A 21,163-nucleotide genomic window follows, 5' to 3' on the forward strand; every position below is an offset into this window, starting at 1 on the left:
AGTGGCAACTTGGGAGAACATTTACCAGCAAGGTAGGCAATTAAATAAATACCCTTATGATGCGATAGTTTCATTGGTTATGCGATTAAAACGCACTAAACCAAACCTAAGCGTATTAGAGTTAGGGTGTGGCGCAGGGAATAATGTTGTTTTTATGGCAGAGGAGGGCATTGATGTAGCAGGGATTGATATATCATCGGCTGCTTTGTCCTTTGCCCAAGGGCGCCTAACAAAGTTAAAGCTTGAGGCTGAGCTTGTTAATGGTCATTTTACTCAGTTACCTTGGCAAGATAATTCGTTCGATTTAGTTATAGATAGAAGCGCGTTAAACTGTGCCCCTCGCCCTGATATTTTAGTTGCTTTGCGTGAATCTTACCGAGTGTTAAAACCTGGCGGTTGTATCTTTTCTACTATGTATGCGGATACGCACCCTGCATTTATAACAGCAAAATATCAGCAAAATGGGTTTGCGAGAGAGTTTTTACCTAATTACTTTCCTGATATTGATGGTCTCTTTTTTGCTTCTAAGAATGATGTTAGTGAGTTATTCAGTAAATTTGTAATATCACAGCAATCATACGATGTTTCTTATGATCATAATGAACAGATCACTTCTGCACAAAGAACGATTTTTGCACATAAGCCTTCTGCTTCATAAATTACGTAATTATGGATAGTTATCTTATAACTACTACTTAGTAGTTTCTTGGAGAAATATTATGCAAGATTCAACAATCGTTGTTGGTGGTGGTATATGTGGCTTAATGGCGGCATTACTGCTCAAACAGTCTTTTAAGAAAGTCACGATTATTGAGCAAAGTGAGCGTGTTGGTGGTCTATTTTGTTCGGTAAAAGATGATTCTGGTGCGCATTATGATATGGGATCGCACATACCAAACGAAACTGGGATAAACGAACTTGATACTTTATTATTTGGTGAGTTAGAAAGTAGAGAGCGCTATTGGCATGTAATAGAAAAACTGCAATCAGGTAATTACTTTGCCGGTGAGTGGGATTTAAACTCTCCGTTTCCAGATAGCCACAAACTTGCGAGTGAAGTGTATTATCAAGGTTGCGCTGAGCTTATTCAAGCAACCTCTGCTAGTGGTAGCCCGCTTATACTCTCCTATTGCGAAGAAACATTAGGCAAGACGTTTACCCAGCATATTATTAAACCAATTCTGTATAAGCTCTATGGTAAACATACAGATTTAAATACATTAACGGTCGCAGCAGGACTATTTGGCTTTACTCGCATTCTTGCTTTTGAGCCCGATGTTGCAAATGCACTGAAAAATATTCCTACTTTTGATGCTAAAATTGGATATCAAACGCAAGCGCATTTTCATGAAAGACAAACCAAAGACAACTCAAAAACTCCAAATTACTTTTATCCATTAGAAAATAAAGGCATTGAGTCTTGGGTTGAGTATTTAGTAACTAAAGTTAAAAGCGCTGGAGTTGAGGTTGTACTTTCTTCATCAATAGAGAAAATAGAGACTAATGGACGGCAGATCACGGGAGTAAAGCTTACTAATAAAGCAGAAATCCTTGAGTGTCAGTTGTTATTTTGGAGTGCTCCTCCGTTTATTGCCTTAAAAGCATTAGGCTTACCTTTAGTTTATAACAAGCCAGAACTGAGAACTGCTATTGTATTTCATTTGAATTTTGACTTGCCTTTACTTGATCAAAAATCGCATTATCTATGGGTGTGGGATCATCAAACGGATATATTTAGGTTGACGTTATACCCTAATCTCAGCACTAAAAGTCAGCATGCGAATTTGTCGGCAGAAATTTTATGCAGGCCAGAAGAGGTGGAGCAGTATGGCGTGGATGAAATTGTGACTACATTAAAGAAAATGCACGTTGTTGGCGAAGGTGCTACATGTATCAGCCATGTTAAACAGGTCATACATGGCACTTTTCCGGTGCCAAATTTAGAATTTGAAAAAACTAATCAAGCTAATTTTGATACATTAAAAAACAGTGTCGATAATATAATTATTTCAGGCAGATCAGGTGGTAAACAATGGCGACAAGCTGATGTACTCGTTGCCGCATATAACGATATAAAAAATTATTTATCGACAGAATAGGAGATTTCTTGTCCATTTTCAAAACGGTATAGTTCAGATGGTGTAGAGTTGAGCAATGCAAATTGGTTATCAGCAACAAAGTCTTTTACAAAATGATAAAGTGCTTTCATTTTTATTGTATAGATAAATGATCTTCCAAGTTGGGCTTGTTTCATAATCCCTGAGTTTAATAATGCAGCTTCTAACTTGGAATAGTCTTCCCTGTAGGCATTATTTATAGGAAAGCAAAAGTGGTAAAAAGTACCGTTAGCCTCTTCTCCATTTGTGAGCGTTGTCACACCGGTAAAAGGTTTATTAAACCGGTATTTTAATCCTAACATTGCTTCTATTTGAACAATCACCGTGGCGACTCTAAGGCCAATGCCTTGCAGTACAAGCACTGTATCTTGTTCTATTAACCTACTAAACGTTGAGTTTTCTGCAAAGGCATAATATTCAGGTTTTTTGGGTAAACAGATTTTTGCCACATCAGGCCCTAAACCGCAGATTGAGAACATAGGGTGCCCTGAGCGTACTACATTTGGTTGTTTTCGAAACCACTCAGGCCAATACCCTAAGACACATTCTTGTGAGCGCAAATCTTCTTTGCGACTGCGTGGGAATTGATAATTAAAGGCTGGCATAAATATATTACCGTTATCACCAATTGCAGTTTTAAAGCTGTTTAGAAACGCCTCAGGCACTTCTTTTACAGAGTGATTTTCTATAGCGCCAAGTGTAAATAATGAAGAGTGTATAAACACACTATCATTCATGTTGATACCAACTGAATGTAATGTTGCGATAATTTGTTCTTGGCTGATACTTCTCACAAAAAGTCCTCATTGCCGAAAGCTGCTTTCACTTCGTCGTAGATAGTGTCAATTCTTTTTGAAAAAGCGGGATCTTTCCACGGCTTGCCTGACAGAATCATCCATTCATATTTAGCAATAAACTTTTTTTTCTGTGATTCATCTAAGGTATCAATAAAGCCCCCCATTTTTTCTTTGAGGCGGTCTACAAGCTCCTTCAAACACCTAAAGATAAAAACTACTTCAGGATCACGTAATAGTGGTTTCATAGAAACTGTAAGTTCACGTTTCAACTTTATGGCTTGCTCTCTAACCAGCGTACATTTATGGTTATTATCAGGATCACGGTAAAAAAGATCCATTAAAGCGGAATACTCAAAGTCAATAACAGTACCAAACGCATCTACTATAGGGAAATAGGGATATATTCTGCAAACTAAGGGTCTGTGTCCATGAGGTTCACATAAACCACCACACTGACAAGAGAGCAAGTAGATACTGAAGCTTTTACCGTTTGAAAGCGTAAATGTGCGCTTTTTTGCTGGTGTAGTAATGTTTTTAATACCACCAATTGATTTATAGTACTCATACTCATTTTCAAGAAGAGGTAAAGATACACCGCTTTTGTCTAGGATATTAAAATGCTCTCCGTAAAAATTTTTACAGCAGTAACCACCGCATGTTTTCCAACACTCAGGAGCATTTACATATTCCGTATTATATATTTCTTGCCAGTTCACTTTGTTAGGCATTAGCTGACTCACTAAGCAGCTGTATTAGGCCACTATAAGAAGTAAATTGCACAGGGTCTGCTTCTTCAAAATCAATATCAAGATTTAAGCTGTTTTCTATTTCCATCAACATACTAATAAAATCAAGTGAATCTAAAAGACCTGAACTTATTAAACTATCCTGTTTATTCAATGATACGAGTATTTGCTCACCATGCTTTTCTATTAATTTATTATTGATAGCTTGTTCAATCGAATTTGTTAAGCTCATTATTTCTCCGTCATGGTATGTAGGGCGCTCTTATCAATTTTACCATTACTATTTAGTGGCATGGAATCGATCCATATAATCTTTTTGGGCACCATATAAAGTGGCAGCTGTTGCTTTAAGTAATCAATCAGTGTTTGCTCACTTTCTTTATCGGCTGGATTACAAATAAATAAAGTCAAACTTTGAGGTTGTTGTATTGGCGTTGCGATAGCCTGTACCAAAGGGTTTGATAAAAAATTTTGTGCTAGTGTATTTACTTCTGATAGCTCAACGCGGTATCCCTGGATTTTAACTTGGTCATCTACACGGCTAATATAGTGAAATACTCCTTGAGCATCACGCTTTACGAGATCACCACTTCGATAATGGGTTATGTTATTTGTTTTAATTAAACATTGCTGAGTTTTAATATTGTCATTTAAATACCCAGAAAATACTTGAGGCCCCGAAATCAAAAGCTCACCTTGTGCATCTAAATCAAAGCTCATGTTTTTAAGTGCTTTACCCAGAGGAATATAGCTACTATCACTATCATCATTACAATCAAATACATATCTACTGCATGCTATTGTAGCCTCAGTTGGTCCGTATAAATTAATAACCTTGCTGTTTGGTGCTGCTTTTTGCCATTGCAGAGCGAGTGTTCTAGGTAAGGGCTCACCACAAAACTGACTCACACGAAGGCTAGGATAGGCATCATTTTTAAGCATTCCTAGTTTAGCCATAATTGATGCAGTAGAAGGGACACTAAACCACACTGTAAGCCCGTGTTGTTTAATGAATTTACCTGGCGCAAATATAGCGGTTTCAGGCACTACGTAAAGACAAGCACCTTGCAGCCAAGTAACAAATATATCATGCATGCTTAGATCAAACGTTGGGTCAAATACTTGGCTAACCTTATCAGTATTGCTAAGTGGTAAAGACTCACACATAGTATCAAGGTAAGACTTAAGATTCGCGATGCTAATAGGCACACCTTTTGGTGAGCCTGTAGAACCTGAAGTAAATAAAACATAAGCGATATTGGATAGGCTGCGAGCTTGTAGTGATTTGGTTGATACAATGCTTTTATTGACTATATCGTCCAAACATACAAATACTCTATCTGGGAGTGCTTTTATTAATGCCTGGCTAATCGACAAATATTTTTTACTGTATAAAACATACTTTAAGTTGCCTTGCTTTATGATTGAAGCCAATCTAGCTATTGGCAGTTTTACCCCAAGCGGTATAAATGTTCGTGAATCCAAAGCGCAGGCAAGTACGGTACTATAATAGTGAACATCTCGGTAACTTAAAATTCCAACTTGCTCAGCATCACTTATTTCACTCGTGTTAATATTATTAGCGTAACGTGCAAGCTGTTCATAAGTAATGTGTTGATTATCAACCAAAATTGCAGGAAGTTTTGAATGGCTTGCAATGCTGTTTTTAAGTTTTTCAGATAACTTCACTTTATATCCTAGTTTTTATTTATCTTAATATTAAGCAGGTTTGTTGATAGCCAGCAACTCAGTTTGAAGTTTATTATAAGCTTGTGGAGTGCCTATATCTATATATCTCAGATGGGTTTTATAGCTATAAAGACTGCCCAATAATAAAGGCACCATGTCGAGGCTAATCTCATAGAAGCTTTCCTGTTTAAAGTGTGAAAAGTATTTTTCATACACTCCTTCGGAGAATAAAAACAATGCTCCGCTTGCTAGGTTACTTGGTGGATTGGATACTTTTTCATGAAACCTTTGAATTGAACCGTCTGAATCAAGTTCAACAATACCACATGCAGAGGGAGTAGCAGATTCAAAAAGTAAAAGCGTAGCATCACACTTTTTGGGTCTTTTTGAATGGGCTTCTACAAAATTAGTAAGGGTATCTTCGCAATAGTTATCAGCATGAATGACCATGGTGGGACTACAATGCCAAAACTCTTTATTACTAATCAAAGTACCGCCTGTACCGAGTAACTTTTTCTCTCTAACAATTGTTATTTTATTACGATATTCGGACTTTGACACAAACTCTTCTACTTGTTCAGCGAAATAGTGCACATTAATGAGTATGTCGCTGACACCAAGTTTATCGAGCTTTTCTAACCAATAAGCCAATAAAGGCTTGCCATTAATAGGCACTAAACATTTTGGAATTGTATTAGTCAAAGGTTTTAACCGAGTGCCTAACCCTGCTGCAAGCAATATTGCTTTCATATATTTTTGAATGACTCCAGTACTCGTTGCTGTAGCGTGTTGAAGGACAGTGGCTGATTTCCGAGAGTATCTACTTGGCAAGCGGCTGCAATACTTGCAATATAAAAAGCTTGCCAAGGTGTCGCACCTGAGCACAATGCCAGGCTACTGGCAGCTAAGAAGCAATCACCAGCTCCCGCAGGATCAACCGCATTACGGTTAATCGCAGGAAGCATATCATTTTCCCATTGGCCATTTTTAGTCGGTAGATGAATAAAAATACCTTCTCCTGCCAAAGTGATTACTAAGCAAGTCGGGTTTGCTCTTTCACATAGTTTTTGCGCCAATATAGGTAAACCATCATCTACATTATTCAATGCTACGCGTACTTCTTTTTCTGTCGGTGTTAGGAGCATTACGTCTTTATATCGAGATATATCTCCAACTTGTGATGATGTTTGACTGTCGGCGACAATTCGTACGTCATTTGCTTTGCACAAACTGATTATCTTCTCGACAAGAGCTTGTGGGAGTAATCCGTAGTTAAAATCGGAGAAAACTAACAGATCTAGTTTTTCAATATCTTTTTCAAGTTGCAAAAATAGTTCAGCTTGAATGCTTTTTGAAATTTTGTGCTGGCGAACTTGGTTTACTCTCAAAAGTGTTTTGTTCCCAGCTCTGTATCGTGATTTTAATGGTGTAGGGCGGCTATTATCAGTTAAAAGAAAGGTGTCAATACCGTACGCGCTGATGTTCTGTTTCACGTACTCTGATTTATTATCTTTTCCTAGAACAGAAAACAGTTTCACCTGATTAGCACCTAGCCCTTTTATATGGCCTGCAGTTATCGCTGCTCCACCAAGAAAAGTGTCTGTTCTATCAGGTGTCATTACAATAGTGGGATCTTCTTGAGATAAACCTACCGCAGTACCTTGGATATATTCATCAATAATAACCTCACCAATCACCGCCACATTTAATTTTTCAACCAGATCAAATGTTGCACTGATTGTTTCTGAAGTTATGTTGTATCTTTTTGCATATTGATTGATGCCTGTAAAGTCAAAGTTTTGCCCCACATTATTTTTTTGAAAAAAACTCTCTATGGTAGTTTCAAATTCACCTGAGCCAAAGAGTAACTTTCCACCAAAAGTATTGAGAGCATCTACTTCTGGGTTATGCTTGTCTTCAAACTCTTTACCTTTTACGACTATATCAGGCTTATATTCTGTTAAAACTTCAGTAATGTCATTGTTATATATAAAAGCTGAGTTAACACAATCTAAAGATTGGATTAGCTCAAGCCGATGATTTTCATTAATACGGCATGTTTCGTTTGATATTGAATCGCCCTGGACCGCAACAATCAAATAGTCGCCACATTCTTTTGCAAATTTTAACAATCGAATGTGGCCTGGGTGCAAAATATCAAATTTTCCAGTGACTAAAACGCTATTCATTAATTGCCTTATCAATGCTATTAAATATTAAATGAAATTAATATGTTGAGGTGGAGTACCTGTTGGTTTTTCTAATTGTACTTTGCCCTTTTCAACATCATCTAAAAATTCATTTGGCTTATGTTGCAAGCAAAGTGAACCACACATTTTTTGCGCATCAAAATTCATTGAGGCTAAATGACTCATCACTTCCCAGTATTTATCACCCAAAACAATATCTTTGAATCGCTGCTGAGTAATGTTACCTATATGAAATCGTTTATATTTTTCATTGAATAACATACCGCAAGGCGCTATCAGGCCAGAACCTGAAATTTGGATTTGAAAAGGAGCTGCGTAACAGCGCTGGTAGCTTCTTTTTCCTTCAGCATTTATTTTTGACCATTTTACAGTAACTTGGTATGTACTATCGCTATATGATTCAGCTTCTTCAAGGATATGGTTAAGCTCTGCGTATTTTGAGTAATCAACACCAAGTTTACCATCTTCACTATCGCTGGTGTGTTTTACCACTAAATAATCAGGGCGAACTTCTTTACCTAATTTTGCTAATGGCACTACTTGATCAGCGTCTTCAGGCATTAATACCATTTGCAGGCCTATTGTGACATCTAGATTATTATTTTTCTTAATTTCTACCATATCACGGACATTTTGGACTACTCGATGGAAGTGTTTTTCTTTTACTCCCATTATTTCAGCGTAGCGTTTTGGTTCTCCAGCTGAAAAGTTGACTCGCAGGTAGGTTAGGTGGGGTAGAATACGTTCTAACATATCATATTTGAAATTATAGGCATGTGTAGCGACAGCCATTGAAATACCCAGCTCAGACCCCCTAATAACAGTATGCTCAAAATGAGGCGATAACGTACTTTCACCGTCGCTTACTAATGAGATAGCTTTGACTCCAAGTTCTTTACAATCATCAAGGAAGTTATCTATGTGCTCGCGTGTAATATCAAATCGATCATTTTCTTGTAAGCGCGCATAGCAAAAATGGCAGCCATAATTACAAGCTCGTGTGAGTGCTAAATCGATTGTAATAGGAGCTATTCTTTTACCTCTTTTCCAATCTTGTATTCTTTCGTGGTGCCAAGCAATCTTAGTTGCATCAAGAATATATTTATTTTCGTTTGGTGTTTGCATCTTCAAACTCCTGGATTAGAACAATTAAAGGCACGCCAGGTAGAAACTGCCTAAGACGCTGCTCGATTTTAACTAATGTTGGTTGAAATTGTGCCTTGGTCACACATGATGATAAATCTAAATTTATGACCATGTTTTTAACTGAAACCAAAGTTAAGTGTTTCTTGTAAAGACTATTACCGGTAAAAAAGTCATTAAGTGCTTCGCCAACCAAACTTAACTTTTGATCATTTGTTTTTTCAAGCCAAGTTTTTAGCTGTTCGCTTTCAAAGCGCCCAGAGTCGGGAGCATCAGAATGGTTAAATATATTTTTAATCAATTCGTCAAGTAGTTGCAAATCTGGATAATGTGAAACGAATGCAATTTGTTTACTATGATCTTTAGATTTCTCTAAGGTTATTTTAGCGCCATAATATGCAGCATTTGCTAAGTCCATACCTATAAGTATATTGCAAAACTCATCAGAGAAGTCACCTGATTGGTTTGTTGTAGCATTCGTTATTATAAAATCTTTAGTTGCTAATGATAATTCTGTATTTTTTATGGTCGATGTGTGATTGATGGTCATAATTCAACGTGTCCTGTAAAGCCTATCAGAGTGTTCTCATATATGCTGGACCATCTAAGTCGAGCATTTCTTTTAAGTCTTTTTCTAGCGTGCTTTTAGTTGGAGAGTATATTTTTATATTTTTAAGGATCGAAATTAGTGCTATATCGTCGTTGTCCATGCAATGACTCCTTCCTAGGGCAGAAAAATAGTTATCAGCACCAACACCAATGATTTTTACATTTAGCTTATGCTCATTGATATCATATCTAAGCTGCTCAAAAGCACGCATCGTGATAAATGGAATCTGAGAATATATAATCGGTTTTAAACCAGTGATAGCTAGGCCAGCAGCAATACTTATTGTAGCCTGCTCATTTATTCCAGTATTAAACGCTCTTTCGATGTGGTTATTAAAATAATCATCTAAAACAGCAAAGCCCATATCGCCTGCAAGCAATACGTAATTCGGGTCAGCAGTGAAATGATTATAAATAGCCTGCATTACGTCTTTTTTAGATACTAGGCTACTCATTTTTCACGCTCCTTATGTTGGTAGCCATCCTCTGTAGGGCAGCGATAATGATGCTTAGCAGAGTTTTCAAGTATGGACACCCCTTTACCTTTAACTGTATTTGCAAACATTATGGAGAAATTAGTATTTTTATTTTCGTAAAACTGTGTATATACGTCGTTTATGGATGATTCACAATGTCCGTCAATTTCGTAAAATCCATCATCAATAAATGCCTTCATTACTTTAGCAAGTCTTTGGTTACTCAGCGCAATATCTTCAACTTTACCCATTGCCTGTAACTCATTGGCATCAACAATAATAAGTAGATTGTCTAGTTTAAACCTATGAGCCAACATCATAGCTTCAAAATTACTGCCCTCTTGCATTTCACCATCACCTACCATACATATCACTTTATTGTTTTTATTTTGGATTTTGAATGAAAGTGCCATACCTACAGCTAAGGGAAGGCCATGCCCTAATGAACCCGTTGAGGCTTCAATCATATAATTCGAGTTTTCTGTTAAACACCCTTTTAAGGATGACTCTTCAGTATTAAAGCCTGTAATTTCAAAGTCGGGAATAAATCCTAATTCATTTAATATAATATAATATGCGTATGCGCCATGCCCCTTACTGAGGATAAATCTATCTCGTTCAGTATCAAAAGGGTCATTTTTATTGAATTTTAAATGTTTGTTAAATAGGACTGTCAAAAGTTCGACAGTCGACAGAGAAGGAGCTAGATGTCCCGCGCCAGTATTGCACGAAAATGCAATTGTTTTATCTCTAATTTCATCTGAAGCTAACATCATTTCTCACCTAGACAGTCAAACCAAACTTGTGTTGCTTCTTTGATGCTATTTTCATTCCATATTGGCGCGTCTTTCCAAAAATCTATGTTATCAAACATAATTTTTACACCATCCTCAAACTTTACTGAGGGAGACCAGTCTAGTAATTTATTTATTTTACTAATATCTGCAAATGTACATTGTGGCTCTCCAGGGCGCTTTGGAATGTAGATTTTTTCTCCACCGAGTAGCTCTGCTAGATAATTTATACTGTAAGTATTTCCACTACCAACGTTAAATATTTGATTGCTGTACTTACTTTGGCTAGCAACGTAACAAGCATTTACTACATCTGTTACAAATGTGAAGTCTCTCGTTTGTTCGCCGTCACCTACTATTGTAAGTGGCTTATTATTGATACGTTGAGCTAAGAAAACGCCAAATACTGCGCCATATGCGCCAGAAGTTCTGTGTCTTGGACCATAAACATTAAAAAATCTCATTGAGATAACAGGGATGTTATAGACTGTGGCCCAATGTAGAGCGTACTCTTCACCTACTCGTTTAGTATGAGCATAAGGGTATTCGGGTCTAATAGCTGATGTTTCAGGTGTTGGGTATGTTTCCGGTATCCCATAACAAGAGCTTGAGGCCGCATAAATAAATTTCTTAAGTCCTTTTAGATCTTTACACGCCTCCAATAAGTTGAGGGTTCCTTCTACATTTGCCTTATGGTATTGGATAGGATTGTTGATTGATGGAACAATATCAGCTAATGCAGCAAAATGAAAAACATAATCAGCACCTTGTATATAATCGATAAGGTTGACCGTTTTACATAAATCTAGATTATGAAAAGTGACACTTTCTTTGTGGTGAGAGAAATTATCTACGCGCCCATTTACTAAGTTATCAATAATGACAACCTCAAAGTTATTCTCGACTAATAAATCGACCATGTGAGAGCCGATAAACCCTGCACCGCCTGTAACTATTGCTTTCATGTTTTTTCCTAAATAAAGTTGTCGTGATCTTGAGGATCTGTTAATCGGAATAAATATCGATTGACTTCGTCCATTCTACAATTGATGCGACAATCTTTAATATCTAGCTTATCTCTTACAAATTCGTAAGATTCTTTTCTTTTGTCACTTTCCCAAATTTCTTGAAAAGTATTGTCATAGATACTTCCATAGCAAAACTCTTCTTTTCCCAAGTAGGCACTACAGCCAAAAACTTTACCGTCAGCGGCGATGTAACCCCAAAAAAATGGTGTTGAGTTACATTTGGTGTAGGGTTGTTTTTTAGTAACAAACTTTTGCATAGTGTTCGCTCTAAAAACTACCTGAAAATCTTGTGTTGTTACCTTTTTAAGTTCTTTCTCCAGATCAAACATTTTCGTATAGTCGATAGTTTCATACTTAGTTGTAATACTAGATAAATGCTGTGAATACGGTTTTATGACCAAGTAGTCTAACCCAATTTCTCGACATATTTTCGCAAGAGCAATGGCTTCATGCATATTGTCAGGAAGTAGAACCATTTGTGCACCCAGCGTACACTTTAGGTTGTGCTTTCTTTTGTAATCAATAGCTGTTCTCAAGTTCGAAAGTACGGTATCGAAGTCTCTTTCTTTTGCTCTATGAATTTTTGCATAGTTCTCAGCACTTCCAGCATTTAGACTCACCTTAATCCATGAACAATGCGTCATTAAAGTTTCTATATTTTGTTTTTTTAAAGGCACAAAGTTTGTCGTAATTGCTGTATCGACTCCTACGCTTGTCGCGTGCTCGCAAATTTTGTCTAGGTTTTTGAAAAGTAGTGGTTCGCCTTCTCCTGCAAACATGACGCTTTTAACGCCATTTTCGCCCATATTCGTCATGGTGTTTTTTAACGTTTCATACTCTAGGCTTATATTTTTATAACCCATATAATCAAGTGCACAAAACGTACAACGATGATTGCAACCACCAAACGGTGATACTTCAACATAAATGGGATATATGGATTTCAGCTTTTCCCAGTCGTCGTCTTGCTTAGCTTTATACCAATCAGCCACTCTTGTGGGGTGTAATATTAGCTTGTGAGAATCTATTGAATATTTATCAGACACTGTGTTTATCCCTTTGCTGTTCGAAGGTGTGAGCGATGATTTCTTTGACTAAGGCATCATAGGAGTAGTCTTGTGCTATGACTTTTGGATCAAGCTCAGGTTTCGATGTTGTTAGTTTTGCTAACTGCTCTTTCGTTGTAAAAGTAAGAGAATGTTTTCTGTGGTTAAATACTTCCGTGTTATTTATACCTTCATAAATAACAGGAATACTGCCACAAGCGCTTGCCTCTAATAATCTTTGTTGATAGTAATATTCTGGGTGAGCTAGTAGCGTGTACTTTGACCTGTTATAGGTAGTAAGAAGTTCGCTTTTCGAACTCAAACTACCTTTGTAATAAGGCTCAAGTTCAGGGTAGCTTCCCCAACCTTCGCCGTAAATTTCTAATTTAATGTCTTCGAGTTGAGCCGCCCACTTTAAAATTTCAAGTCTAACGATAGCAGGGAATATGAACATCTCTAAATGCTCAACACTTGTTATTTTGTTTTCTTTGAAATATTTATCTGCAAGTAATGCAAGCATGTCTTTGGTTAACTCATTCGAATTAAAGAGATCAGACAACTCTTTAAGAATAGCTGTTGAGTTAGCGTACTTGTATGTAGGGTCACATGCTTTAAAGTAATCATTGCCAATAAATGTAATTAGATTTTTTTTGTGAACTTTATCCAGTAGATAAAAAGACTTTTTATCGGTTTTAAAGCTTTGCTTTATAAGTTTTTTATTGGGAATCTTTTTTTCTATTAATGCTTTTTTGAAATTATCAATTAAGTAAAAGAAAACATCGCGTTCCCTATAAGTAAGTTCTGTACTATCGTACAAGCACATAGTGGGATCCATGAACCATATAAAATTGAAGGTGTTTGGGTTAATGATGTTGTTTCGAATTCTATTTATGTTAATGACTATGTGTGGGTTAAACTCTTTAATACTATTAACCCGTTTAAAGTCGTCCATTAGAGAAACGCAGCAATTGATATCAAATTTAGTTTCGTAACCATTATCTTTAAAGGCTTGGTTAAGTAATTGATAAATATTTAGAACAACTTTACCTTTGTAATCTGCACTAATATAAATACGTAAAGGTTCATCAAAAGAAAGAGTTTTTTTATTTATGTCTTCAATAACTAGTTCATATTGGGCTTTTTTTTGCCATTCATACTTACAAAGTAAAGCTTCGTACTTTTGTTTATTGTTACTAACAAATTTCGTTGGTGGCCTTAAATGATTTTTTATTAAAATTTCAACGAAATTATTTTCTGGTAGGTAAATCAGGTTAGGGTATTGTTGCGATGTTTCAACATTGGTTTTTGAGCCGTAGTAACAAATCTGTAGTTTACTTTCAAATCTGTCTAAGAAGTTAGCTTCTTTAGCCAGCTTAAGGGCATCCTCGTAGCTATCAAAGAAAGTATCTTCAATTTGATTAACCATTGTCTTTATTACCTTCAGTGATTGATCTTAACTTTTGATTTAACAACTTCATAAGAAGGTGACCTAGCACTATTTGAGTGTCTTCTGATATTTGCATATCGTTAATGTCAAAATGAAAAGCCATGTTTAGCATCGGTTTTACTTTACCGCCATCAAAGCCCAAGAAGCCGACTGTTTTCATTTGTAATTCGTTCGCTTGTTTTACAGCATTAACAATATTTTGAGAGTTTCCACTGCCACTTAAAACTAGAAGTATGTCGTTTTCTTTGGCTTTTACTTTCAGTTGGTGAGAGAAAATATTTTCATAACCGATGTCATTGCCAAGACAGGTTATAACGGCGCTGTTTGCCGATAATGCCTCTACATTTAAAGCGTTACCTAGAGGGTTAATCCCAAAAGTAAAATCATTAGCTATATGTATTGCGTTAGCAGCACTACCGCCATTACCACATATATATAAAACATTTTTATTTTCAATTAATTTCATTAACGCACTGGCAAATTTGTTTAGAGCAGCAATATCTACAGTCTCTAAAGTTGCTGATAGCTGATGTAAGTATTCTGAGACTAGTTGCTCACTATCAAAGGTGGTGTTGGGCATTAATCAGTGTCCTTATGAACTAATCAGTAAATGCTATTTAAGCATTTTCTAAGAGAGCTTAAAACCTAGGTAAAATTCGTTGCTAATAGTTTTAAATTAAGATTTTTGCTCTACGTGTTTATTTATATCGGTGAGGTGGGGGTTTTCCTTTAATGTTTTTATTAAATCATTATAGGAAAAATCCACTTTATTCAAAAAACGTTCATAAACAGCGGTGATTGCTTTGTAATCATCTGGTTCATCAAGTGTGAGGCGAAAGTGGCTATAATCTTCGTGTGCACTGAACGTGTGGGTCGTTATTGTATTAAATTTTGCCATGCCTAAAGTTACATGCTCACGATCATTCGGTGATGTTGCTTTTAGATGAGTATTCTCTAGTAAATGGAATGAAAATGCACAGCAATCGAGCCCTCTAGGGTAGCCACTGTGAGGACCTAAATTTACCATGTCATAGTTTTGACTTATTCTTTTATTAATTACTTTACTACATAACTCTTCATCAATTAGTGGGCAATCACTCGTTAACCTAACTATGGTTGTAGTTGATTGAGCATCATAGTGTTTAGCTGCTAGATAATAGCGACTTAGTACGTCTTGTGTATCTCCTTGGTAGGTTTTAATATTTAGCTGTGTACACAAATCTAAGATTGGCTGTTCTGTACCATCATTCGTGGTTGCGACGATGATTTTATCGTGCCAGTTTGGTAAACGTTCAAGCATAATTTGTAACACCGGCTTACCACAAAGCGGTAACATTACTTTGGCAGGTAATCGTGTTGATGTCATGCGTGCTTGAATTATTATTAATACATCAGACATGGTCATAGGTTATTGTAATTATTATTGAGATAAATATAGCAAATCATTACACTCTTGCACATAATTTAAAAGTTAAAATCCTTTTGGATCAATATGGTTTATCAAATCGTAAGCTATTGTAGGTTATTAGGTATGGATTTTGCTTTGATATAAAAATTTTTGACAGTGCAATATAAGGAGCGCAAATGGCGTTTAATTCTGAAATTACCATCGATGGTAGAAAAATTGGGCCAGGCCACCCTGTGTATATTATTGCAGAAATGTCAGCTAACCATGGGCAAGATTTAGAGCAGGCTAAAGCGCTAGTCAGAGCTGCTAAAGAAGCCGGAGCGGATGCAATTAAGCTGCAAACTTATCGCGCGGATACATTAACAATGGACTGCAAATTACCGCATTTTGAAGCAGCAGGTCCATGGCAAGGACAATATTTATATGATTTATACGAAGGGGCATTTATGCCGTGGGATTTCCACGGCCCTTTAATTCAGCTAGCGAATGAAATAGGTATCACTATTTTTTCTTCACCATTTGATGATTCTGCCGTCGACTTATTGGAATCCTTTGATTCACCTGCCTATAAAATAGCTTCACCAGAGTTGATCGATCATGATCTCATTCGAAAAGTAGCTACAACAGGCAAGCCGGTGATTATGTCAACAGGTGGAGCAACGCTTGCTGAAATTGACGAAGCAGTGAAAGTTGCTCGCCAAGCAGGCATAAAGGATTTAGCTATATTAAAATGCACAAGTAGCTACCCAGCTCCTCCTGAAAGCATTAATTTGAAAACAATCCCTCACTTAGCAGACCTTTTTAAAGTGCCAATTGGCTTATCGGATCACACATTAGGTAACCATGTGCCTGTTGCATCTGTCGCTATGAAGGCAACCATAATAGAAAAGCACTTTGTGATGAGTAAAGATGATGAAACGGCAGATAGCTTTTTTTCCATGACACCGGATGAACTTGAAGATTTAGTTCAAGGAGTCAGGCAAGTTGAGTTGGCTCTTGGGAATGTACACTTCCCTAGTGAGCCCAGTAAAGCAAGACGTTGCCTATTTGCCGCGAGGGATATTGCTGTCGGTGAAGTGTTAAGCAAAGATAATGTGGTCAACCTAAGGCCGGGTGTGGGTGAGTTAATGCCAAAGGATTTAGGGTTTATCACAGGCAGAATAGCAACAAACTCAATAAAAAAAGGCATGCCGCTGACTTGGCAACACGTGGGAGCGATTAAATGAACTATCTAATTTACGGTGCTGGCCATTTTGGAGAGTGTTTTCACAGGATATTAGTACAACAAAATACACCCGTAAGTGGTTGGATCGATCAACGTTTAGCTAACCAGATGAAGTTTGATTTACCTATTTTTGACGAGCAAACAGCTGACCGTAATATGAATGTTATTATCGCTGTTACTCCTTTAGTAAACTCTAATAGAGAACAAATTAAAGAGCGCCTCATAGAGCTCGGTTATAAAAATGTCCTTGGTTTTTTCGAAGCTGTACAGAAATTTCCAGGTGTGTTCAGCCAGTATGCACAGCTAGAGCATCTGTGGATGCGAAAAAATCATGATGAGATGCTGGATAATACAAGTATTCAATGGTTACGTGCACGTTTAGAGGATAATAAAAGCAAAAATATATTAGATAAACTGTGTGCATTTAGGGGATCTCTCTCAATTGATGACTACCCTGAACCAGATAGAAAAGTTGAGTATTATCCTGATGATATACCTTTCAATTTTCAATCACCCATTCGTTTTATTGATTGTGGTGCTTACACTGGGGATACCGTTGAGGCGTTCGTAGAACTGCATAAAAAAAACATTATAAATCTTGAGCATATCGCTTCGTTTGAACCCGACACAGTTAACTTTAAAGTACTTACAAATACACAAAGAGAATTAAAGAAACAAAACCCTGAAATTTCTTTCCAAGCATTTCCTTCAGGGGTTTGGAAGTGTGTTGATTTACTTAATTTTAATCAAGGACAAACAAGTTCCAGTAATATTATACAAGGTGAAGTTATAAATGACTCTTCAGTATCTGTTATAGATTTAGATTCAACTTGCCAAGCTATGGATATTAACTATATAAAAATGGATATAGAAGGGGCTGAATTAGCTGCACTTGAAGGTGCCAGAAATTTAATTCAAACCCAACAGCCAGCACTTGCTATTTGTGTTTATCACAAGCCTAAAGATTTATGGGAGCTTCCCCAGTTTATTGATAAATTACAACCTAATTATAATATGTATTTACGAGTTCATGAACATTTAGGGTTAAGCACCGTCTTGTATTGTATTCCAAAAGGTTCTCATTAATGAAAAATCAACTTATTAATTTTTTATATCAATTCTTTACAGAGCGGGGTTGCGCTGTAGATATTGATAATTTACTAGGGCTTTCATTTAAAGATGATATAGCCTTGGATTCATTTGAGATACTGACACTAGTAATGCAAATAGAATTGACCTTCGGTATAAAAATTGAGCCTCAAGAATTACTTGATCCAAAGACAAATTACGTGAGTGGATTTGTTGATATGGTTCTGGCAAAGCAATAATTATGTTTGCAATTCGTATCACTAACAAGCAAGACAATGGCATCGGTCATTTAATGCGAATGAAACATTTGGCTTCTGCATTAAAACAACATCAATTAGGTGTCCACTTTATACTTGATGATTTATGTCAGTTTAGCAAAACGCTGTATCAAGACTTTAAAGTGGCTGATGTTCGTTGGCAAAATTATGAAAAAGATGCACTTTTAACGATTAAATATATGCATCAAAATAGTCTATCGCATTTAATTGTTGATAGTTATACGTTACCGCTAGAATACGAGCAGTTGATAAAAGATTCAGGTTTTACCTTAACTATTATTGATGATAACGAGCGACAACATATTTGTGATTTTTTGATTGATTACAAGTGGGTAGGACCAAATACAAATAGCCGTTATGAATCACTAGTGCCGGCTGAATGTAATCGTCTTTTAGGCCCGAGTTATTGTATTTTAGATCCCACATATCGAACTGTCGAAAAGCGCACTTTGGAGCCTCAGTCTCCCGTTCGTGTTTTATTTTCATTAGGTGGCGGTGGTGACCTTTTTATTATAAGAAAAACTTTTGAAGGCTTATCAAAAAGCATCAAGGAAAATGTTTTTTTTGATATAGTTATAGGCCCTTACGCAACAAATAAAGACACGATATACGCTCTTGGGCAATCGTACCCAAATATTAATGTATTAGATAATGTAACTTGCCTAAAAGATTACTACGAAAGAGCCTCGCTTTTTGTTGGTGCATTAGGCACCTCTTTTTATGAATGTGCCGCGACCCAAACACCCGCTATTACTTTTTCTCTAGAGGATAACCAGACTAACGATATTGGTATTTTGGAGTGGTTAGGCCACTACCTTCATATTAATGACACTTCTATTGATGATTTTGCGCGATTAGGTGAGTTAATCAGTATTGCCCTTCGCGAATTACCAAGATTACAGTTGCTGGTGGCGAAAAGAAAAGTATCGGTTGATGGCGATGGGGCAAGGCGAATAGCTAATGCTCTTGTCTGTGAGGAGATATCAACAAATTGCTTTTTTACTGCTGAGCAGGACTGCGAAGTACATACTGAATTAACAGATAGTTTAGTTGTTTGCCAAGTTGACGATACCCACATAAACAGCTATTTATCGGCTAGAAATTTACCTATCAATAGTGTGAGAATGACCGTGCAAAGCAATATCAAGCCATTAGACCATTATTTATGGTGGTTTAATCAATCACGTTCTAACTTTGTAATTACAGAGAGAAAAGGAAGCAAGCAATCTCAAAGTTTGTATATCTGGCATAATTTATATAAAGATAAGTATTTATATGGCGGTTGGTTTTCTTGTAATCATGATGTTCCGTTACCAATAGCTATGCTCGCTCTTCAATGGCAGCTTGATTTTTGTAGGGCTAGCCACCCTGAGGCCATTTGGCTTGCGGTGATCCATAAGGATAATAAATTCGTCAATTTATTAAATAAATATATGGGGTTTGTTGCTACGCCTACAGACTCTATTGAATATAAAACTACGCAAAAGCTATTCCCTTTAGCCGATGAGCAATTTAATTTTGTAATGTGGGATCCAAATGCACAATAAAAATATATATCAGCTTGTCCAGTCACATACGGTTACTCAACCTGATAAAGTTGCGTGTATATATCAACAGACCCAAGTTAATTATCAACAGCTAATAAATAAGGTAGATTCCTTAGCTGCAGGCTTAACTCGATACGGGATTAAGCAAGGACATAAAGTCGCTTTATTTTGTCCAAATAACCTAGAGTTTGTATATTGTTTATTAGCTGCGGCTAAGCTGGGCATTGCGCTTGCGCCACTACCACTAACTCTTAAAGGGCAAGCTTTATCAAAAGCGTTACAGGTAGCTGATTGCAGTTACGCGATTGCATGGGTGAGTGTTGCAAATCAACTAATAAGAAACGATTTATTGCCTAGCGATAAAGTCATTTCAGTAGGTGGTGATATTGACGGAGTAACGGACATGGCTTCGTTAATGTCATTATCTATTGAGCAAAGTAATTCTTTTTCAGCGGATATTAACGCTCCTTTTATTCTTACTATGACTTCGGGCTCAACCGGTCAGCCTAAACCAATAGTATTCACTCAATCGACTAAAATTGTTCGCGCATTTGATGCGACTGTTCAATATTACCAATTAGATAAAAGCGATGTTGTGATGGTTTCAACTCCTTTATATCATTCACTTGCACAGCGTTCACTGCTGATGCCGTTAATGTTAGGTGCGAGTGTGGTTATATTACCCAAGTTTTCTGTAGATGCTTGGCTTGATGCGATTGAAGTTCATAAAATAAGCTTTTTATTTGCTGTTTCAAGTCAATTAAAAGCTCTACTTCCAAAGTTAAAAAAAGCGCAATTAACAAGTTTAAAATGTGTAGTATCATCTTCAGCTACCCTTGAGAGTGAAGATAAGAAGCTGCTCTTATCAGCCCTTAACTGCCGCTTTCATGAATGCTACGGAGCATCAGAAATGGGGGTTATCAGTGATTTTGATATAACTCAACCTAATGTTCCGATTAATAGTGTAGGTAAACCTTTACCAAACTTGAGAATAAAAATATGTGATTCTGAGCGTCACATTTTACCTAAAGGCAGTGTTGGTGAAATAGCTTGTTGCTCGTCTACTGCATTTTTGGGATATTATAATTTACCAGAGCAAACAGCGCTAAGTTATGATAATGAAGGGTACTTTTTTACCGGAGATTTAGGCTATCTGGATGATGATGGCTACCTTTATTATGTAGGCCGAACTAAAGAAGTAGTCAAATCTGGGGGAATAAATGTTTATCCAAGCGATATAGAGTTGGTGAGCAATTACTTACCTTGGGTGGTTGAGTGTGCAGCATTTGGTATAGAGGATGAAAAGTTCGGAGAAGTTATTTTGCTAGCATATGTATGCAGCGATAAAGCACCTAGTAATGCAAAAGCTCAATTACAAATGCATTTACTAAAAGAGCTAACTGATTATCAACAACCCCGAATTTTATTTGATATGGTGGCTCTACCAAAAACAGAAATGGGTAAGATTCATAAACCAAGCATTAAACAGGCATACTTACAGGGTAAAGGGTGAC

The 21,163-nt window shown here is 36.7% G+C and carries 22 protein-coding genes; 7 read left to right on the plus strand and 15 right to left on the minus strand.

Annotation, left to right across the window (positions count from 1 at the left end):
- Window position 1: 1 nt before the first annotated feature.
- Together C7Y70_RS10150 and C7Y70_RS10155 are read left to right on the plus strand one after the other, a co-directional pair.
- Window positions 2-658, plus strand: a complete 657-nt coding sequence (locus tag C7Y70_RS10150) for a class I SAM-dependent methyltransferase (protein WP_135474829.1) — start codon at window positions 2-4, stop codon at window positions 656-658.
- 61 nt (window positions 659-719) lie between these two features.
- The gene (locus C7Y70_RS10155) at window positions 720-2,099 is read left to right on the plus strand and encodes an NAD(P)-binding protein (protein WP_099296765.1); all 1,380 of its coding nucleotides are present in this window, start codon (window positions 720-722) and stop codon (window positions 2,097-2,099) included.
- Here the strand turns inward: C7Y70_RS10155 and C7Y70_RS10160 are convergent.
- The 15 genes from C7Y70_RS10160 to C7Y70_RS10230 form a co-directional block, all read right to left on the minus strand.
- Window positions 2,081-2,911 (minus strand): AAC(3) family N-acetyltransferase, encoded by an 831-nt coding sequence (locus C7Y70_RS10160; RefSeq protein WP_135474831.1) that lies wholly within the window; start codon window positions 2,909-2,911, stop codon window positions 2,081-2,083. The two genes, C7Y70_RS10155 and C7Y70_RS10160, sit on opposite strands and share 19 nt — an antisense overlap.
- Window positions 2,908-3,642, minus strand: coding sequence for a hypothetical protein (locus C7Y70_RS10165; protein WP_058559738.1), 735 nt, complete (start codon window positions 3,640-3,642; stop codon window positions 2,908-2,910). Before C7Y70_RS10165 ends, C7Y70_RS10160 begins: the two co-directional genes overlap by 4 nt.
- Entirely contained in the window at window positions 3,635-3,892 is a 258-nt protein-coding gene (locus C7Y70_RS10170) for a hypothetical protein (protein WP_058559739.1), read from the minus strand. Before C7Y70_RS10170 ends, C7Y70_RS10165 begins: the two co-directional genes overlap by 8 nt.
- A complete protein-coding gene (locus tag C7Y70_RS10175; protein WP_135474833.1) occupies window positions 3,892-5,349 on the minus strand; it encodes an AMP-binding protein in 1,458 nt (485 codons plus the stop codon). The genes C7Y70_RS10170 and C7Y70_RS10175 overlap by 1 nt, the downstream gene beginning before the upstream one ends.
- Before the next feature lie 30 nt (window positions 5,350-5,379).
- Window positions 5,380-6,099: a nucleotidyltransferase family protein gene (locus tag C7Y70_RS10180; protein ID WP_135474835.1), complete on the minus strand. Its 720-nt coding sequence runs from the start codon at window positions 6,097-6,099 to the stop codon at window positions 5,380-5,382.
- Window positions 6,096-7,538 (minus strand): PfkB family carbohydrate kinase, encoded by a 1,443-nt coding sequence (locus tag C7Y70_RS10185; protein ID WP_135474837.1) that lies wholly within the window; start codon window positions 7,536-7,538, stop codon window positions 6,096-6,098. The genes C7Y70_RS10180 and C7Y70_RS10185 overlap by 4 nt, the downstream gene beginning before the upstream one ends.
- A 27-nt stretch (window positions 7,539-7,565) precedes the next feature.
- A complete protein-coding gene (locus C7Y70_RS10190) occupies window positions 7,566-8,684 on the minus strand; it encodes a radical SAM protein (RefSeq protein ID WP_135474839.1) in 1,119 nt (372 codons plus the stop codon).
- A complete protein-coding gene (locus tag C7Y70_RS10195; protein WP_135474841.1) occupies window positions 8,662-9,252 on the minus strand; it encodes a hypothetical protein in 591 nt (196 codons plus the stop codon). The genes C7Y70_RS10190 and C7Y70_RS10195 overlap by 23 nt, the downstream gene beginning before the upstream one ends.
- 25 nt (window positions 9,253-9,277) lie before the next feature.
- The gene (locus C7Y70_RS10200) at window positions 9,278-9,766 is read right to left on the minus strand and encodes a transketolase (RefSeq protein ID WP_135474843.1); all 489 of its coding nucleotides are present in this window, start codon (window positions 9,764-9,766) and stop codon (window positions 9,278-9,280) included.
- Window positions 9,763-10,563, minus strand: a complete 801-nt coding sequence (locus C7Y70_RS10205) for a transketolase (RefSeq protein ID WP_245321472.1) — start codon at window positions 10,561-10,563, stop codon at window positions 9,763-9,765. Before C7Y70_RS10205 ends, C7Y70_RS10200 begins: the two co-directional genes overlap by 4 nt.
- The gene (locus C7Y70_RS10210; RefSeq protein ID WP_135474845.1) at window positions 10,560-11,546 is read right to left on the minus strand and encodes an SDR family oxidoreductase; all 987 of its coding nucleotides are present in this window, start codon (window positions 11,544-11,546) and stop codon (window positions 10,560-10,562) included. Before C7Y70_RS10210 ends, C7Y70_RS10205 begins: the two co-directional genes overlap by 4 nt.
- 8 nt (window positions 11,547-11,554) lie before the next feature.
- Window positions 11,555-12,655 (minus strand): radical SAM protein, encoded by a 1,101-nt coding sequence (locus C7Y70_RS10215; protein ID WP_135474847.1) that lies wholly within the window; start codon window positions 12,653-12,655, stop codon window positions 11,555-11,557.
- Window positions 12,648-14,081, minus strand: a complete 1,434-nt coding sequence (locus C7Y70_RS10220) for a hypothetical protein (RefSeq protein WP_135474849.1) — start codon at window positions 14,079-14,081, stop codon at window positions 12,648-12,650. The genes C7Y70_RS10215 and C7Y70_RS10220 overlap by 8 nt, the downstream gene beginning before the upstream one ends.
- On the minus strand, window positions 14,074-14,682 hold the full coding sequence (locus tag C7Y70_RS10225) for an SIS domain-containing protein (RefSeq protein ID WP_135474851.1): 609 nt from the start codon (window positions 14,680-14,682) through the stop codon (window positions 14,074-14,076). The genes C7Y70_RS10220 and C7Y70_RS10225 overlap by 8 nt, the downstream gene beginning before the upstream one ends.
- Before the next feature lie 96 nt (window positions 14,683-14,778).
- Window positions 14,779-15,501 carry a glycosyltransferase family protein gene (locus tag C7Y70_RS10230; RefSeq protein ID WP_135474853.1) on the minus strand — a complete coding sequence of 241 codons (723 nt, stop codon included), beginning with the start codon at window positions 15,499-15,501 and terminating at the stop codon, window positions 14,779-14,781.
- Window positions 15,502-15,686: 185 nt separating this feature from the next.
- Between C7Y70_RS10230 and pseI the strand changes: the two genes are divergently transcribed.
- Genes pseI through C7Y70_RS10255 form a run of 5 tightly spaced genes read left to right on the plus strand, consistent with a single transcriptional unit; the run spans window position 15,687 to window position 21,162 of the window.
- Window positions 15,687-16,736 (plus strand): pseudaminic acid synthase, encoded by a 1,050-nt coding sequence (pseI, locus tag C7Y70_RS10235; RefSeq protein WP_099296744.1) that lies wholly within the window; start codon window positions 15,687-15,689, stop codon window positions 16,734-16,736.
- On the plus strand, window positions 16,733-17,821 hold the full coding sequence (locus C7Y70_RS10240; RefSeq protein WP_135474855.1) for an FkbM family methyltransferase: 1,089 nt from the start codon (window positions 16,733-16,735) through the stop codon (window positions 17,819-17,821). The genes pseI and C7Y70_RS10240 overlap by 4 nt, the downstream gene beginning before the upstream one ends.
- Window positions 17,821-18,063: an acyl carrier protein gene (locus tag C7Y70_RS10245; protein WP_058559755.1), complete on the plus strand. Its 243-nt coding sequence runs from the start codon at window positions 17,821-17,823 to the stop codon at window positions 18,061-18,063. The genes C7Y70_RS10240 and C7Y70_RS10245 overlap by 1 nt, the downstream gene beginning before the upstream one ends.
- 2 nt (window positions 18,064-18,065) lie before the next feature.
- The gene (locus C7Y70_RS10250) at window positions 18,066-19,649 is read left to right on the plus strand and encodes a hypothetical protein (RefSeq protein ID WP_135474857.1); all 1,584 of its coding nucleotides are present in this window, start codon (window positions 18,066-18,068) and stop codon (window positions 19,647-19,649) included.
- Window positions 19,639-21,162: a class I adenylate-forming enzyme family protein gene (locus C7Y70_RS10255; protein WP_135474859.1), complete on the plus strand. Its 1,524-nt coding sequence runs from the start codon at window positions 19,639-19,641 to the stop codon at window positions 21,160-21,162. The genes C7Y70_RS10250 and C7Y70_RS10255 overlap by 11 nt, the downstream gene beginning before the upstream one ends.
- Window position 21,163 lies beyond the last annotated feature (1 nt).

It is taken from the genome of Pseudoalteromonas sp. KS88, from assembly GCF_004766475.1.
Lineage (GTDB): Bacteria > Pseudomonadota > Gammaproteobacteria > Enterobacterales > Alteromonadaceae > Pseudoalteromonas.

Excerpts from the sequence above, each read along its gene's own strand:
- C7Y70_RS10155 (WP_099296765.1), top strand. The coding sequence starts at position 720 with ATGCAAGATTCAACAATCGTTGTTGGTGGTGGTATATGTGGCTTAATG.
- C7Y70_RS10165 (WP_058559738.1), bottom strand. The coding sequence starts at position 3,642 with ATGCCTAACAAAGTGAACTGGCAAGAAATATATAATACGGAATATGTA.
- C7Y70_RS10170 (WP_058559739.1), bottom strand. The coding sequence starts at position 3,892 with ATGAGCTTAACAAATTCGATTGAACAAGCTATCAATAATAAATTAATA.
- C7Y70_RS10180 (WP_135474835.1), bottom strand. The coding sequence starts at position 6,099 with ATGAAAGCAATATTGCTTGCAGCAGGGTTAGGCACTCGGTTAAAACCT.
- C7Y70_RS10185 (WP_135474837.1), bottom strand. The coding sequence starts at position 7,538 with ATGAATAGCGTTTTAGTCACTGGAAAATTTGATATTTTGCACCCAGGC.
- C7Y70_RS10190 (WP_135474839.1), bottom strand. The coding sequence starts at position 8,684 with ATGCAAACACCAAACGAAAATAAATATATTCTTGATGCAACTAAGATT.
- C7Y70_RS10195 (WP_135474841.1), bottom strand. The coding sequence starts at position 9,252 with ATGACCATCAATCACACATCGACCATAAAAAATACAGAATTATCATTA.
- C7Y70_RS10200 (WP_135474843.1), bottom strand. The coding sequence starts at position 9,766 with ATGAGTAGCCTAGTATCTAAAAAAGACGTAATGCAGGCTATTTATAAT.
- C7Y70_RS10205 (WP_245321472.1), bottom strand. The coding sequence starts at position 10,563 with ATGATGTTAGCTTCAGATGAAATTAGAGATAAAACAATTGCATTTTCG.
- C7Y70_RS10210 (WP_135474845.1), bottom strand. The coding sequence starts at position 11,546 with ATGAAAGCAATAGTTACAGGCGGTGCAGGGTTTATCGGCTCTCACATG.
- C7Y70_RS10220 (WP_135474849.1), bottom strand. The coding sequence starts at position 14,081 with ATGGTTAATCAAATTGAAGATACTTTCTTTGATAGCTACGAGGATGCC.
- C7Y70_RS10225 (WP_135474851.1), bottom strand. The coding sequence starts at position 14,682 with ATGCCCAACACCACCTTTGATAGTGAGCAACTAGTCTCAGAATACTTA.
- C7Y70_RS10230 (WP_135474853.1), bottom strand. The coding sequence starts at position 15,501 with ATGTCTGATGTATTAATAATAATTCAAGCACGCATGACATCAACACGA.
- pseI (WP_099296744.1), top strand. The coding sequence starts at position 15,687 with ATGGCGTTTAATTCTGAAATTACCATCGATGGTAGAAAAATTGGGCCA.
- C7Y70_RS10240 (WP_135474855.1), top strand. The coding sequence starts at position 16,733 with ATGAACTATCTAATTTACGGTGCTGGCCATTTTGGAGAGTGTTTTCAC.
- C7Y70_RS10245 (WP_058559755.1), top strand. The coding sequence starts at position 17,821 with ATGAAAAATCAACTTATTAATTTTTTATATCAATTCTTTACAGAGCGG.
- C7Y70_RS10250 (WP_135474857.1), top strand. The coding sequence starts at position 18,066 with ATGTTTGCAATTCGTATCACTAACAAGCAAGACAATGGCATCGGTCAT.
- C7Y70_RS10255 (WP_135474859.1), top strand. The coding sequence starts at position 19,639 with ATGCACAATAAAAATATATATCAGCTTGTCCAGTCACATACGGTTACT.